Raw genomic sequence first — 15,529 nt, forward strand, 5'->3', positions numbered from 1 at the left:
ATGAAATTAGGCTTTAATCAAGCAACTTGCATGAATAATTCTAATTTGTATAATGATTTATTACTGGCGGAAAAATACGGTTATGATTTTATTGAGATTCGTATTGATATGTTAAGAGACTATCTGGAGGAATACTCTATAGCGGATTTGAAAAAATTCTTTTCCAAAAGCCATCTTCAACCGATTGGTTATAACTCCATTGAAAACATAAACTTTTGTGATAAGAACTCCTGGCAAGTAATCCATGATGATATTGCTTTTGCTTGTCAAGTAAGTCAAGAAATTGGTGGAGAATTTATAGTTGTTGTACCTACAATAAAGGATGGAGTTTTGTGGAATAGCGAAGAAGTTTTTGAGGATAGTATAAAGGTAATAAACAAAGTCGCGGATCAAGTTGCACCTTATGGGCTGAAGGTAGCTTTTGAGCCTATTGGAAGTCAAAATTGTTGTGTTCGAAGCTTAGATGAAGCATATGCCATTGTTGAGGCAGTAAACAGAAAAAACGTTGGTTTGGTCATTGATGCGTTTAATCTTTATTTGTATGATCAATGGAAAGATATAGATGTATTGGATAAAATACCTCTTGAAAAAATCTTTATTTATCATATTGATGATGCGGATGATCTACCAATAGAGATACTTGATCATTGCCATCGTTTATTTCCCGGTAATGGCGTAATTGACTTGGGGAAAATTAGTAAAGCCTTAAAAGATAGGGGATTTGCTGGCGTTTGTTCCTTGGAATTGTTTAATCCAGGTTATTGGATGCTTTCTCCTGAACATGTATTTCAGATCGGTGCAAAGAAGAGCAGAAAGTACCTTTAAAAGGTTGTTCAAAAAAGTCCGTTAAAAAGAGTACGTAAGTTTTTCGATGATTTGTTCGAGAAGCTCATGTTTCTAAATGCAATCCTTCCTCCCATAGAAACATGCCACTCGAACTTTTTAGACGCACTTTACACATAGTGTACGGGTGGTTCATTTTTTGTTAAAATGATAGTAAATGATAATGTACCCATAAAAGTGGTGAGGGAAATGAAAGTTTATTTCACGGATTTAACGAATGACATAATCAATAACGGTCCTTACCTGTTTTTTACCAGTAAAGTTAAGGCTTTAGATGGACAGTATAAACGCTTTATGCACATTCACGAGGATTTAGTTGAAGTCATCCTGGTGACAAGTGGAGCTGGTGATTACCTTATTGATGGACGAGTTTATTCGGTAAAAAAAGGAGATTTAATTATATTTAACAGTTTCGTGGCACATGATGAGCATTTGTCTCAAGCTCATGTTGTTGAAACATATTGCTGTGCAATAAAAGGACTTCAAAAAAAAGACCTTCGAAAAAATGCATTAATACCTGATAATGCTTCCCCCGTTTTTTCTTTAGGTACTCATTTTGAAGATGTCAATCGATTTATGGGATTGATTCATTCACAGCTTGCTTCTAACTGTAAACATAAGGATATAACCGCACAAAAATTACTCATCATTTTTTTAGAATATTTAGAAACCAACATTTTGAATCATGTTGAAATTTATTCAAGCTACGATAATGAAATTATTTTATACCGAACAAAAGAGTATATAGAACATTATTACTATGAGCCAATAACACTTGAAGATCTGGCTAAAATGGTAAGAGTAAGCCCTTATTATTTAGCACATCAGTTTAAGAAACAATTCCATTGTTCGCCTGTTAAATATTTGATTAAACGCAGAATAGGTGAAGCTCAGACGCTGTTACAAAATACAAATATAAAAGTAACGGATATCGCTTATCAGGTTGGTTTTAATAGTCAAAGTCATTTCCATACAACATTTAAAAAGCATGTTGGTGTTACACCCAAGCAGTATAGAAATGAGTATAAAAGAAATAATGAAATATAGAAGAACAAGTGAGAAGTTCGTTTAGCGTTGTACTGCTCTCGGAAGCATACGGCATTGCTTGAAGTTGCATATCAATTGTTTTTGTGTATACGCTTTCACCAGCGGTATTCACAGATACTTGCGGTTCTGCCGCAAATGCAGGAGTAGCAAATATGATACTACTCATTAACAGGGCAAGTAACATAACTCCTAAACGTGTTTGCGTTTTCATAATTCTTACCTCCATAAAATAATTTATTTTTGATACTATGTATCTTTATTAATACATATAACTATAATCCTGTCAAATATTTCTAGTTAACTCAAAAATTGTAAAGTAAGATACTTATGTCAACATCCATTAGAGGAAATCTCAATTCTTCATTTCTTACAATAGATGATTCTTGGATTAATAAGTTAAAAGCTAAGAAAAATATAAAAATATGATATTTATGTAAAAAATTAGCTTTACGTAGGCGCTAATCGTAAATGCTAAGCGTTGCAGAGATTTGTATCAAAGAGGAGAACATCATAGGCGTAAAAAAGTTTCCGTTAGTAACTCTCCCAGCGTAAGCTTAACCATACATATCTAATTAAAACATTCAGAAATAATAAACAATAATATTAATTTTAAATATTGACAACTTAGGCGAGTGCTGATAATATGTTTTGTAACGAAAACATATATAACGTTTATAAAACGGTAGATAAAATATAGTTATATAAATATAGAATTATTGTTAACTAGGATGGAGGTGAAAAGGTGGAAGACGGAAATATGTACGATGTAACGATTATTGGCGGTGGACCTATTGGTTTATTTGCTGCTTTTTATGGGGGAATGCGGCAAATGAAAGTTAAAATCATTGAAAGTCTGCCACAATTAGGAGGGCAGTTGTCAGCTTTATATCCGGAAAAGTTTATCTATGATGTTGCTGCATACCCAAAAGTGAAAGCTCAGGATTTAATTGATCAACTTACCGAACAAGCGATGCAATTTAACCCGTCTGTTGTACTTAATCAAACCGTTGAAAATGTAGTTAAATTAAATAACGGGCACTTTCAGCTCATCACAGATAAGGAAGTGCATGATTCAAAAACCATTCTTATCACAGCAGGTATAGGTGCTTTTGAACCGCGCCGGATTAAATTGGCAAATGCTCAAGCTTATGAAGGAAAAAACCTACATTATTTTGTAAAAGATATCAATCGGTATAAAAATAAAGATGTTTGTATACTGGGAGGGGGAGATTCTGCTGTAGATTGGGCAATGATGCTAGAGCCAATTGCCAAAAGCGTAAAAGTTATCCACCGTAGAGAACAATTTCGTGCGCATGAACATAGTGTAACGGAACTTCTTGCCTCTAGTGCTGAAGTTTTGACACCATATCAGTTGGAAGGAATTTTAGGAGATAAACAAGTTGAGGAAATCATTATTATACACAATCAAACTGCGAAAAGTTTGAAAATTCCGCTAGAGGAATTACTTGTAAACTATGGTTTTGTATCCTCCCTAGGCTCTATTAAGAATTGGGGAGTGGAATTTAAAAAGAATTCAATTATAGTAGACTCTGCAATGAATACCAATGTTCAAGGAATTTATGCTGCTGGGGATATTGTGATATTTAAAGGGAAAGTAAAATTAATTGCAACCGGCTTTAGTGATGCCGCTACTGCGATTAGCAGTGCTAAAACATTTATCGATCCTAAGGCAAGACTACAGCCACAACAAAGTACATCACTTTTTGAAAAATGGGAAAAGATGAAGGTCTGACAAAGGGGGAACAAGCATGGCATTTGTGATCACATCTCCTTGCTTACAAGAAAAGTCAGCAGAATGTGTAGAAGTCTGCCCGGTTGACGCCATTCATGCTGGAGAAGATATGTACTATATAGATCCTGATTTATGTATTGATTGTGCTGCATGTGAGGCTGCTTGTCCTGTTCAGGCAATATACGCAGAAGAAGATGTACCCAAGCATGAGGAGCAGTTTATTATCACACGTTAAAAAAGATAAAATTTTACTGCAAAAGTTAAAACAGCGTATTAAAAATTTTATGAGAAGTGCAACTAGTTCATCGCTGACGTAAAGGTTTGGTGCTTAAGACCTTTTTCAACAGAGAGTTTTCTCAACATAGTTCTTCCATAACAGTCTTAACGAAAATAATAAATGGTAGGTGAGAAAATGATCTTTAATACTAAAATGGAAACGCTTCCTATAAAAGATATGGAAGAAATTCAATTAAATAGGTTGCAACAAACGGTACAGACTGTTTATGAAAAGACACCTTTCTATCGGAAGAAATTAGCTGAACATAAAGTAAAACCTGAAGATATCCGTTCATTAACAGATATTCAACGGTTACCGTTTACAGAAAAAAAGGATCTTCGTGATCATTATCCATTTGATTTATTTGCTCTACCTTTAAATAAACTAGTAAGAATTCATGCATCGAGTGGGACGAGCGGAAAACCCACAGTAGTTGGATATACAAGGAATGATTTAGAAAACTGGTCAGAAATTGTTGCCAGAGCAATTGTTGCTTGTGGCGGTATGCGAGATCAAGTGTTACAAAACACGTTTGGCTACGGCTTATTTACCGGAGGTCTGGGATTACATTATGGATCGGAGAAATTAGGGATGGTGACCGTACCCGTTTCCGGAGGTAATACAGAAAGACAAATACTATTAATTGAAGATTTTGAACCGACAGTTATAGTTGGAACACCGTCATACGTTTTAAATATTGCTGATAAAATGGAACAATTAGGAAAAGATCCTCGAGCAACTAATTTGCAATACGGTATTTTTGGTGCGGAACCGTGGTCAACAGAAATGCGGGAAGAACTGGAAAGAAGATTTGGCATTAAAGCAATGGATATCTACGGTTTGAGTGAAGTGATGGGACCAGGAATTTCTTGCGAGTGTAAAGAAGCGCAGCAAGGACTTCATGTGGCGGATGATCACTTTTATGTAGAGGTGATTCATCCTAAAACGTTAAAGCCGGTAGGTGAAGGAGAAGAAGGGGAGCTTGTATTTACGAGTTTAACGAAAGAAGCCTTTCCAATCATACGTTATCGTACCGGAGACATTGCTTCGATTACTTCAGAACCATGTATATGCGGGCGTACGACAAAACGAATGTCAAGGGTAAAAGGAAGAATTGATGATATGCTCATCATTCGTGGTGTAAATGTGTTTCCATCAGAGGTTGAAAGTGTCCTATTAGAGATAGAAGAGCTCGTGCCGCATTATCAATTGTACCTTTCAAGACAAGGAGCGTTGGATAAAGTAACGTTAAAGGTTGAAATAAATGAACAGATTTATCGAAGCCTTGGGCAAGATTTACAACACGAGTATATTAACGTGCTTTGTAACAAGATTTCACATCAATTGAAAAACAAATGTCTCGTTAGTGTAGATATTCATATTGAACACCCAGGAGCGATTCCACGGTCAAATGGCAAAGCAATTCGTATCGTTCGGGACAAGATTGCCCAAGTTTAGTGTTCGGTTGATTATTAAATTACATGAAAGGAAATGAATCTACATGCAGATATCATTTAATCAATTGACAGAGAAAGAAAAATACGATCATTTTATGGAGCGTATTGAAAACGATGAGAAAATTGAAGCTAGTGATTGGATGCCAGAGGATTATAGAAAAGCATTAATTCGTTTAATTTCTATGCATGGTGTTAGTGAAATTATGGGAGCACTACCCGAAAAGGAATGGGTACCTAAGGCGCCAACACTAAAAAGAAAATTAGCGATCATGGCGAAGGTTCAAGATGAAATGGGGCATGGACAACTGCTTTTACGGGTGGTAGAAGATTTAATTAAGCCATACGGCAAGAATCGAGAGCATATTTTGCATGATTTATTTAGCAAAAAATTAAAATTCCATAATGTATTTCATATGCCTGCACCTTCTTGGGGAGATGCTGCAATCATCGCTTGGCTCGTTGATGGTGCTGCAATTTTAACTCAGACGATGATGTTACATACATCCTATGGTCCGTATGGAAGAGCGTTAAAACGAATTTGTCAGGAAGAATCGTTTCATGCAAAGCATGGCGAAAGTCTCACACTTGCATTAGCAGCAGGAACCCCAAAGCAAAAAGAAATGTTGCAATGGGCGCTTGATCGTTGGTGGGAATCACTACTAACATTCTTTGGTCCAAAGTCCAAAAAAGAGACAGGACACTCGAACGTCGATATTAACCTGAAGTATAAACTTAGAACGAAAACAAATGAGCAATTACGTCAAGAGTTTTTGTCAAAGTATGTACCAAAGATTGAGTCACTTGGGTTAACAATTCCGGATGAAAACCTGCACTTTGATGAAAACACCCAAGAGTGGCATTATACAGAACCTGATTGGCGAAATTTTAAAATAATTGTGTCGGGAAACGGACCGGAGTCGGATGCAAGAATAGCGTTACGAAAAATTTCTTATCAAAACAGTCAATGGGTTCGTGATGCGCTGTGTGTTTATAAAGAAGATGTCAATGAATTTGTTAGTTAATTTATCCCGCATATAACTTGCAGTAAGACCTCCCCTTCCATGCTACGAGGAAAAACCTATAGGAGGGTAGGTGGGAGGATCTAACTGCAAGTAAATGCCCGATTGGTTCATCTAACATTTCTAGGGAAAAGCATTCCAAGGAATGAAGATTCACTTTATCCCGCATATAACTTGCAGTAAGACCTCCCCTTCCATGCTACGAGGAAAAACCTATAGGAGGGTAGGTGGGAGGATCTAACTGCAAGTAAATGCCCGATTGGTTCATCTAACATTTCTAGGGAAAAGCATTCCAAGGAATGAAGATTCACTTTATCCCGCATATAACTTGCAGTAAGACCTCCCCTTCCATGCTACGAGGAAAAACCTAGGAGGTTAGATGGAGGATCTAACTGCAAGTAAATGCCCGATTGGTTCAAGGGCTTTTAGATCATACCTTTGTGGTTCTAACATTCTGTGTAAAAAGCGTTCACGGAATGAAGTTCACTTTATGAATGGAGGTACAGTAATGAGTGATGATGTATTTTATGAAGAATATGAGGTTTTTAGCAGAAAAAGAGATGGGTTAGCACTGGAACACCGGTTCAGTTTAACGGCACCCAATAAAGAGATGGCTTATCTCTTAGCTAAAGAGAATTTTTTTCGCCGAGAACCGATAAAAGAGCTATGGGTCGTTAAGCGGGAAGATATTAGAATGATGAATCAAAAAGAGCGAGAAGCATTTAAGCTCTTAGATAATAAAGCATATCGAGAAACAAGAGGCTACACAGATTTGCCAAAGAAGTGGAAGGAATTCAAAAAAGAACCGCAAATAGAGGAGGCATAGAATATGAGGCAGCAAGATGATTATTATTTACGTGAATTACTGTATCAATTAGCAGATGATAATTTTATTCTCGCCTATCGCGGATCGGAATGGCTTGGATTGGCACCGCATATTGAAGAAGATGTTGCCTTTTCTTCCATTAATCAAGATATGATGGGGCATGCGGTAATGTATTACAGCTTACTTGAAGAAATCGGGGCAGGAAATATGGATGATCTATCTCACTCCAGAAAACCACAAAACTTTCGCAATGCAATTTTACTTGAATTAAAAAATGGTTCAGGTCACTATTTGGAGAATCCTGATTATGATTGGGCTTTTACCGTCACTCGGAATTTTCTCTTTAGTGTTTTCAAACAAGTTCGTTTAGAAGCACTTACGCAATCAAGCTATGAACCACTAAAGCAAACTGCTGTGAAAATTTTATCCGAACACTATTATCATTTCATGCATTGGGAAACTTGGTTTATACAGTTAATGTCGAGTACCAAGGAAGCACGTGAACGGATGGAACAAGCCATTCTACGTTGTTGGAAAGAGCTTGCGGGATTGATTTCATTCGGCATGTACAGTACGGAAATGAGTAAGCTTAAATTGATTTGCAGTGAAGCTGATTTACGAAAGGCATGGCTCGATAAAATTGAAAACGTATTTCAAAAGTTGAAGTTCAAGATAGAAGAACCCCAAGGAATGGAAAGTGGAAATGGACGTAATGGAGAGCATACGGATGATCTAACGGAGGCATTGAAAGTGTTAAATGAAGTATACGGAGGTGACAAAGAAGCAGTTTCCTGGTAACAAAGGTGAGATGAGGGATGATTAAGATGAAAAATTCACATCTAAAGGATGAAGTACGTCGCGTACTGCAGCAAGTGACAGATCCAGAAATGCCATTTATTAATATTGTTGAACTGGGGATGCTTGAGGATATAACTATTCAAAATGATGATTTTGTTCGAGTAACGCTATTGCCAACATTTAGCGGTTGTCCGGCATTAGACATGATTAAAGCCGATGTGAAAGAAAAGGCAAAAAAATTATTAAACGAATGGAATAATGACCTTATGATTGAAGTTATATTTAGCTTTCATCCTCCGTGGACAACGGATCGAATCAGCGAGGAGGGAAAAGAAAAGTTAAAACGGAATGGAATTTCTCCACCGCCAGCACAGTATACTGCGGGTGAATCTTGGAGAATTGCATGTCCTTATTGTAATTCCATGTACACAACAATGGAGAATATTTTTGGACCAACAGCATGCCGAAGCATTCTTTATTGTAATCAATGTAAAAATCCATTTGAAGCGATGAAGCCAATCGCTAATTTATCCCGCATATAAGGTGCCGTAATCGTCCCGCATTAAGCACCTCAGCTGGTATACAAAAGGGTTTAAGCGGAAGAAAACGGCACCTAAATGTCCGATTGGTTCAACTAACATTCAGTAGGAGAAAAAAGCAAACCTCACTGATGAAAATTCAATTTATTCGAAAGGGTGGAAAAATAATGGTTAAGTTAATTGCACTTTATAAACAGCCGGAGGACAAAGCTGCTTTTGATGAGCACTATCAGAATGTTCATACGCCGATTACAAAGAAGATACCTGGGTTACGTAAGATGGAGGTTACGAAAATTGTTGGTTCGCCTACAGGAGAAAGTAAGTATTATCTGTTATGCGAAATGTATTACGACGATCATGAATCATTAAAAGCTGCGATGAAAACCAAAGAAGCAAAAGCCTCTGGAAAAGACCTGATGTCATTTGCAGGCGACTTGGTTACCATGATGATCGGTGAAGAAGTTGAATAACTATCAATTTATTAAGGCTTGGACTGACAATGGGATTGGAAAATTAGAGTTGCAACGCCCGGAAGTTTTAAACGCCATCAATCGATCCATGGTAGTAGAGATTTTAGCTGCTTTACGGAATTTTGATCAATTAGAACAAGTAAAAGTTATTGTCCTATCTGGCGCTGGCAGGTCATTTGCTGCTGGAGCAGACATTAAGGAAATGGCAGAAGAAAATGCGATTTCCATGGAGATGAAAAATCAATTTGCTGACTGGGACAAAATATCATTAATTAAAAAGCCTGTTATAGCAGCTGTTCAGGGATTTGTCCTTGGTGGTGGATTTGAGCTCGCATTATGTGCCGATATAGTATTTGCTGCAGCAAGCAGTAAGTTTGGATTTCCGGAAGTTCAGCTTGGCGTCATGCCAAGCGCTGGCGGAACTGTAAAATTAACCAAGCTGATGGGAAAAAGAAAGGCACTGGAATTTCTTTGGACTGGAAATCAACTTAAAGCAGAAGAAGCAAAGCATTGGGGTATCGTTAATCAGGTTGTTCCAGATGAACTTCTTTTGCAGGAGACAATCGCTTTTGCTGAAAACTTGGTAAAGCAGCCTGCTTTATCCCTACGGTTAATCAAAGACACGGTTGAAAAGGCAGAAGACTTGCCCATATATGAAGCAATGCAATATGAACGGAAAAATTTCTATTTACTTTTTGCTTCAGAGGATCAAAAAGAAGGTATGCAGGCTTTTATGGAAAAACGATCACCTCATTTCAAAGGGAAATAGGGGGATGCGACAAATGTATGAAACGATTCGTTATGAAATAAAGGATAAGGTTGGCTGGCTGACATTGAACCGACCTGAAAAATTGAATGCGTTTACGAATGCGATGAATCAGGAAATCATCAATGTGTTGAAAAAAGTAGAAAATAATAATCAAGTTCATGTACTTGTTATTACCGGTGCAGGAAAAGCATTCTGCTCCGGTGAAGATATAAGCAGTTTACAAGCAGATATGAACTTGGGAGAAATTATTAAATCTCGCTATAAGCCAATGATGGAGAAGCTTGCACAAGTAGAAAAGCCGGTTGTAGCCTCGGTAAACGGTGCTGCAGCAGGTGCTGGGTTTAGTCTGGCACTTGCATGTGACTTTCGAATCGCATCAGAAAAGGCTTCCTTTATGGAGGCATTTATCCATATTGGTTTGATTCCTGATTCCGGAAATTTATATTATCTGCCACGGATTGTCGGTCTAGCCAAGGCACTGGAGTTAGCCATTTTAGGAGAGAAGCTAAAGGCTGATGAAGCGAAAAGGCTTGGTATTGTGACAAAAGTTGTCAAGCCTAATGAATTGGAAAAAGAAACAGCTGCTTTTGCTGAACGGTTAGCTAATATGCCAACAAAAGCTATCGGCTTAATTAAACGCTACATGCAAAAAAGCTTTGAAACGAACTTAAGTAACATGCTGGATTATGAAGCTTACGGACAGGAGATTGCCGGGGGAACAGAAGACTATGCGGAAGGGGTTCAGGCATTTCTTGCAAAACGTTCCCCTGAATATAAAGGATATTAAACAAAAGGAGAGACGAATATGGTAAAAACACATGAAAAACCAATATTTATAAAAGAGGTAAAACGTGATATGTACCAAATGGTCATTAACGGAAAGCCAGCTGATGCCAAATCAGGTGAGATGATGACTGTTTACAATCCTGCAACAGGTAAGCCAATTGCGGAAGTGCCAAAAGCTGATCGGGAGGATGTAGACATAGCTGTGGAAGCCGCTCGAACTGCTTTTGATCATGGAAAATGGAAGCGTTATCCAGTCGGTAAGCGCGCTCGTGTATTAAATAAAATTGCCTCTATCATGCGAGGACGATTTCGTGAATTAGTTGAGATGGAAGTTATCAATAGTGGTAAAACACTATCCGCAGCTCAAGGTCAGGTCATGCAGGCAATTGAGGATTTTGAATTCTATGCAGGCGCAATTGTAGGGCATCGCGGTGATGTAAATAATGTGCCGGGACAGTTTTTTAATTATACACAGAAGGAGCCAACTGGTGTGGCAGCACAGATTATACCTTGGAATTACCCGATGATGATGGCGGCATGGAAAGTAGCACCTGCGATTGCTGCAGGCTGTTCGGTCGTGCTAAAACCAGCTAGTTTAACACCAATTACGGCTATTTTGTTAGCAGAAATTTGTACAGAAGCAGGTGTACCAGATGGAGTCGTCAATGTGGTGACTGGACCGGGGACGACGATTGGTGCTTACTTAACAGAACATGAGGCAATTGATAAGGTTGCCTTTACTGGAGAGACGAGTACGGGTAAAGATATTATGGCAAAAGCTTCGGAAACCTTAAAACGGGTAACGTTGGAATTAGGCGGAAAGTCTCCTAACATCGTGTTACCGGATGCAGATATGGATGCTGCTGTTAACGGATCGATCTTTGGTATCTTCTATAATACGGGTCAATCCTGTGAAGCGAGATCGCGGTTATTTATCCATGACAGTATTTACGATGAATTTATGGAAAGCTTTCTTGCCAAGACCAGTCAGTTAATTATCGAAGACCCATTGTCAGAGAAGTCTCATGTTGGAGCGATTATTAGTCAAACACAGCTGGAAAAAATTCATAGCTATGTAGAAGAAGCAAAAAAAGAAGGAGCAACCGTTGTAGCTGGTGGACATCCTTTGAAGGTAGAAGGATTTGAAGATGGTTATTGGTATGCACCAACGATTATTACAGGGGTAACAAACGATATGAAAATTGCTCAAGAGGAAGTATTTGGTCCCGTCGTAGTAGTCATGAAATTTACCGATGAAAAAGAAGTTATCCAGCTAGCTAATGATACGAGATATGGTCTTGCTGCTGCTATTTGGGCAAAAGATCAGGGACTAATTAAGCGCGTGTCAGATGGACTCCAAGCAGGCGTTGTCATGGTAAACTGTCCATTCTCTGCTTTTCCGGGAACTCCTTTTGGCGGATATAAAGAGTCCGGTTTTGGCCGTGAACTAGGTATTGAAACTCTTGATCTGTATACTGAAACAAAAAGTGTCCTTTCCTATGCAGGAAGAAAGCCACTTAATCCATTTAACTTATAAGAAGAACGGCTAACCTCAAATACGAAGATCCTTGCACTCTTAGAGAGATATTGGTCAGATAAAAGCGAACGAATATCCACTTATGGAAAAAGTTCGCTTTTTACCCTTATCGGGATTGGGGGTGGCTTACTTTTCATCTTATATCCATCCACTGTGATAATTGAAATTAAAACATCCGGACGAGTTAAAGTAAATCTTACAATAGCACAATAAAAAAGTCGAAAGTGATACCGCATCTTTTCAAGAAATAGCACTCTTAACCGCCCCCAACATGTGTCTTAATTTAATGAAAATATCTTACAGTTGAACGATGAAATGACTGTTCATTTCTACCCACTTTTTAAAGTTCCTTTTACAGAAAAACATTTGGTCAGCTGATATTCGGTACGAGCAAAAAAAATGTTCATGAATGAGAAAGAATAGAGAAAGGGGATTTTCAGATGAGTGATTGTTTAGTCGTCGTTGGAGCGGGAGTAATGGGGCGGGGAATTGCTTATGTCGCTTCATTAGGTGGTTATTTTGTGAAGCTTGTTGATATGAAACAGGAAATACTTGAGCAAGCAAAAGCAGAAATTAACAAGCTTTATGAGAAAGGAATCTCCCATGGGAAGGTAACGGAAGCTAAGGCAAATGAGGGAAAGACTAATATTTGTTATGAAACAGAGTTGGAAACAGCAGTAAAAGATGCCACGATTGTTATTGAGGCAGTACCTGAAGTGAAAGAAATAAAAAGGAAAATATTTGAAGAAATTGATCGTGCTGCACCAAGGAACTGTGTGTTTGCTACAAATACATCGACTATGAGCCCAACGGAAATAGCTTCATATACAACCAAACCAGATTTAGTCATTGCTATGCATTTTTTTAATCCAGTTCATAAAATGCCACTGATTGAAATTATACGTGGCTTGGAAACAAGTGATGAGACAGCTGAATTCGCTGAAAGAGTTGCTCGGAAAATAGGGAAAGAAACAGTGACCATCAATGAATTTCCTGGATTTGTAACAAGCCGTATTAGCTGTTTAGTTGGGAATGAAGCATTTTATATGTTACAGGAAGGACTGGGAACTCCGGAGGAAATCGATAAAGCTATTAAACTGGGATTAAATTATCCGATGGGACCGTTTGAGTTAGGAGATTTAGTCGGCTTAGATGCAAGACTTCATAATCTCCGCTATTTACATCAAACATTAGGTGATAAATATCGTCCCGCACCACTTCTAGAACAATATGTAAAAGCTGGAAGATTAGGACGTAAAACAGGGAAGGGCGTTTACGACTATGAAGGAGAGGGAGATGGATGAAAGAAGTTGTCATTGTTGATGCAGTAAGAACCCCAATCGGTCGATATAATGGTTCTTTAAAATTTGTACGTCCGGATGATTTAGCGCAAGCGGTAGTAAAAGGGATCATAGATAGACAGCCAAAACTGCCGGTAGAAGCAATTGAAGAAGTCATTATTGGTAATGCTAATGGTGCAGGAGAAGAAAATAGAAATGTCGCTCGCATGGCTGCACTACTTGCTGGACTTCCTGTTCATGTAACCGGCACAACAGTGAATCGCCTTTGTGGCTCAGGTTTGGATGCAGTTAACATGGCAGCACGAGCGATTATGGTTGGGGATGGGGACATTTATATAGCTGGAGGAACAGAGAGCATGACAAGAGCTCCATTTGTTCTGTCCAAACCTGAATTGGGATTTTCACGAGGGAATAAGACGTTAATTGACACTACCATTGGCTGGCGTTTCATTAATCCAAAGCTGGAAGCAATGTATGGTACTGATTCCATGCCGCAAACTGCAGAAAATGTAGCAAAACGATTTAATATAACGAGAGAGGAACAAGATGATTTTGCCTATGATAGTCAAATGAAGGCGAAAAAGGCATTAGAAGCGGGAAGGTTTAACGATGAACTCATTCCGGTTACGTATACGTTCAAAGGGGAGGAAATTACGGTCGATAAAGATGAGCATCCACGTCCAACAACAACCCGTGAAAAATTAGCCAGCTTAAAGCCATTATTTACAGGAGGAACGGTTACAGCGGGTAATGCTTCAGGAATAAATGATGGAGCATCGGCATTGTTATTAATGAGTAAAGAAAAAGCGGAACAATTAGGTATCGAGCCTATGGTACGCTACATAGCGAGTGGAACTGCCGGAATTGAACCTGCCATCATGGGACTTGGACCTATTGAAGCAACTAAAAAAGCATTGCAACGAGCCAATTTAGAAGTAGCAGAGCTTGAATTAGTCGAATTAAATGAAGCATTTGCATCACAGGCACTTGCATGTATAACACAACTTGAGTTGAATCCCGATATCGTAAATGTAAATGGAGGAGCGATCGCATTTGGTCATCCACTAGGAGCAAGCGGATCGAGAATCCTCACGACATTAGTGCATGAAATGTGCCGCAGGGATGCTAAATATGGTCTTGCCACGATGTGTATCGGTGTAGGCCAAGGGATTGCAACTATTGTTGAAAAGATGTAAATGGAGAGGAGTGTAGGAATGAGTCATGTTTTATTGGAAAAGAAGGAACGAATTGCCTATATTACAATGAATAGACCCGAAGTATTGAACTGTTTTAATTATTGTACATTGCTAGAGTTAGAGGAAGTGATAGAAGGTTTGTCGATCGATCAGAATATACGAATTGTGGTCATTACAGGAAGCGGTGATAAAGCCTTTAGTGCAGGAGCTGATTTAAAAGAGCGCAGACATTTAGGAAAGAAAGAAGTAATCCGGAATGTAAAAAAGATTAGTTCTGTGTTTGAACAGGTTGCAAACTTACCTCAACCGACGATTGCATTAATAAATGGATATGCATTTGGTGGAGGTTTTGAACTTGCGCTTGCTTGTGACTTTCGTATATCCGTTTCTTATGCGACAATGGGACTAACGGAAACAAGTATGGGAATCATTCCTGGTGCTGGTGGTACGCAGCGACTCCCAAGGTTAATAGGACAGGCGAGAGCAATGGAGTTGATTTTAACTGCGAAACGAATATCTGCGGAGGAAGCTTTTGAATATGGTCTCGTTAACAAGGTGGTAGAGCCGCAAGAACTTTTAGAAAGCTGTGAATTATTTGCTGAATCGATTATGAACAATGCTCCAATTGCAGTTCAGCATGCAAAATTTGCGATTCAAAATGGGATGAACACGGATCTAAAAACAGGGATGAAACTAGAAGAGAATGCATACCGACTGACGATTCCAACAAAAGATCGAATAGAAGCACTTGCAGCATTTAATGAAAAAAGACCTCCCCAATTCATTGGTGAATAATATCTATTGCTGCATCGAAAGCGATATCGTTTTTACATTTTTTATTGTAACTTCATCTAGTTATGTTCTAAAAACATAGCTTCTTACGATAGGTTCAATCTAAAGGAAGGTCGACT

The 15,529-nt window shown here is 38.4% G+C and carries 17 protein-coding genes; 16 read left to right on the forward strand and 1 reads right to left on the reverse strand.

The features are described from left to right. Together JNUCC74_RS04255 and JNUCC74_RS04260 are read left to right on the forward strand one after the other, a co-directional pair. Window positions 1-825 (forward strand): sugar phosphate isomerase/epimerase family protein, encoded by an 825-nt coding sequence (locus JNUCC74_RS04255; protein WP_454067046.1) that lies wholly within the window; start codon window positions 1-3, stop codon window positions 823-825. A gap of 207 nt (window positions 826-1,032) precedes the next feature. Then, a complete protein-coding gene (locus JNUCC74_RS04260; protein WP_454067047.1) occupies window positions 1,033-1,890 on the forward strand; it encodes an AraC family transcriptional regulator in 858 nt (285 codons plus the stop codon). Here the strand turns inward: JNUCC74_RS04260 and JNUCC74_RS04265 are convergent. Further along, entirely contained in the window at window positions 1,841-2,101 is a 261-nt protein-coding gene (locus JNUCC74_RS04265) for a hypothetical protein (RefSeq protein WP_454067048.1), read from the reverse strand. The genes JNUCC74_RS04260 and JNUCC74_RS04265 overlap by 50 nt on opposite strands. A 546-nt stretch (window positions 2,102-2,647) precedes the next feature. Between JNUCC74_RS04265 and JNUCC74_RS04270 the strand changes: the two genes are divergently transcribed. From JNUCC74_RS04270 to JNUCC74_RS04335, 14 genes are all read left to right on the forward strand, one after another. Then, window positions 2,648-3,643 (forward strand): NAD(P)/FAD-dependent oxidoreductase, encoded by a 996-nt coding sequence (locus tag JNUCC74_RS04270; RefSeq protein WP_454067829.1) that lies wholly within the window; start codon window positions 2,648-2,650, stop codon window positions 3,641-3,643. A 16-nt stretch (window positions 3,644-3,659) separates the two neighbouring features. Further along, a complete protein-coding gene (locus JNUCC74_RS04275; protein ID WP_077319658.1) occupies window positions 3,660-3,878 on the forward strand; it encodes an indolepyruvate ferredoxin oxidoreductase subunit alpha in 219 nt (72 codons plus the stop codon). Between the two features lie 177 nt (window positions 3,879-4,055). Beyond that, window positions 4,056-5,378, forward strand: a complete 1,323-nt coding sequence (locus tag JNUCC74_RS04280; RefSeq protein ID WP_454067049.1) for a phenylacetate--CoA ligase family protein — start codon at window positions 4,056-4,058, stop codon at window positions 5,376-5,378. A gap of 43 nt (window positions 5,379-5,421) precedes the next feature. Next, window positions 5,422-6,399, forward strand: coding sequence for a 1,2-phenylacetyl-CoA epoxidase subunit PaaA (gene paaA, locus JNUCC74_RS04285; protein WP_454067050.1), 978 nt, complete (start codon window positions 5,422-5,424; stop codon window positions 6,397-6,399). 505 nt (window positions 6,400-6,904) lie between these two features. Further along, on the forward strand, window positions 6,905-7,222 hold the full coding sequence (gene paaB, locus JNUCC74_RS04290; protein ID WP_077321452.1) for a 1,2-phenylacetyl-CoA epoxidase subunit PaaB: 318 nt from the start codon (window positions 6,905-6,907) through the stop codon (window positions 7,220-7,222). Between the two features lie 3 nt (window positions 7,223-7,225). Continuing rightward, window positions 7,226-8,020: a 1,2-phenylacetyl-CoA epoxidase subunit PaaC gene (gene paaC, locus JNUCC74_RS04295; protein ID WP_454067051.1), complete on the forward strand. Its 795-nt coding sequence runs from the start codon at window positions 7,226-7,228 to the stop codon at window positions 8,018-8,020. A 17-nt stretch (window positions 8,021-8,037) separates the two neighbouring features. Continuing rightward, window positions 8,038-8,562 (forward strand): 1,2-phenylacetyl-CoA epoxidase subunit PaaD, encoded by a 525-nt coding sequence (gene paaD / locus JNUCC74_RS04300; RefSeq protein ID WP_454067052.1) that lies wholly within the window; start codon window positions 8,038-8,040, stop codon window positions 8,560-8,562. Between the two features lie 164 nt (window positions 8,563-8,726). Further along, window positions 8,727-9,029: an EthD family reductase gene (locus JNUCC74_RS04305; RefSeq protein WP_077321453.1), complete on the forward strand. Its 303-nt coding sequence runs from the start codon at window positions 8,727-8,729 to the stop codon at window positions 9,027-9,029. Further along, entirely contained in the window at window positions 9,022-9,798 is a 777-nt protein-coding gene (locus tag JNUCC74_RS04310) for an enoyl-CoA hydratase/isomerase family protein (RefSeq protein WP_216872261.1), read from the forward strand. Before JNUCC74_RS04305 ends, JNUCC74_RS04310 begins: the two co-directional genes overlap by 8 nt. Window positions 9,799-9,811: 13 nt before the next feature. After that, window positions 9,812-10,585 carry an enoyl-CoA hydratase-related protein gene (locus tag JNUCC74_RS04315; protein ID WP_454067053.1) on the forward strand — a complete coding sequence of 258 codons (774 nt, stop codon included), beginning with the start codon at window positions 9,812-9,814 and terminating at the stop codon, window positions 10,583-10,585. 18 nt (window positions 10,586-10,603) lie between these two features. Continuing rightward, window positions 10,604-12,121: an aldehyde dehydrogenase family protein gene (locus JNUCC74_RS04320; protein WP_454067054.1), complete on the forward strand. Its 1,518-nt coding sequence runs from the start codon at window positions 10,604-10,606 to the stop codon at window positions 12,119-12,121. Between the two features lie 440 nt (window positions 12,122-12,561). Next, complete coding sequence (locus JNUCC74_RS04325) at window positions 12,562-13,425, forward strand: 3-hydroxyacyl-CoA dehydrogenase (protein ID WP_454067055.1); 864 nt, start codon at window positions 12,562-12,564, stop codon at window positions 13,423-13,425. Next, window positions 13,422-14,618, forward strand: coding sequence for a thiolase family protein (locus tag JNUCC74_RS04330; RefSeq protein ID WP_454067056.1), 1,197 nt, complete (start codon window positions 13,422-13,424; stop codon window positions 14,616-14,618). The genes JNUCC74_RS04325 and JNUCC74_RS04330 overlap by 4 nt, the downstream gene beginning before the upstream one ends. Window positions 14,619-14,636: 18 nt before the next feature. After that, window positions 14,637-15,413, forward strand: coding sequence for an enoyl-CoA hydratase-related protein (locus tag JNUCC74_RS04335; RefSeq protein WP_454067057.1), 777 nt, complete (start codon window positions 14,637-14,639; stop codon window positions 15,411-15,413). The last annotated feature ends 116 nt before the right edge of the window (window positions 15,414-15,529 follow it).

The sequence above is a fragment of the Cerasibacillus sp. JNUCC 74 genome (assembly GCF_053667775.1).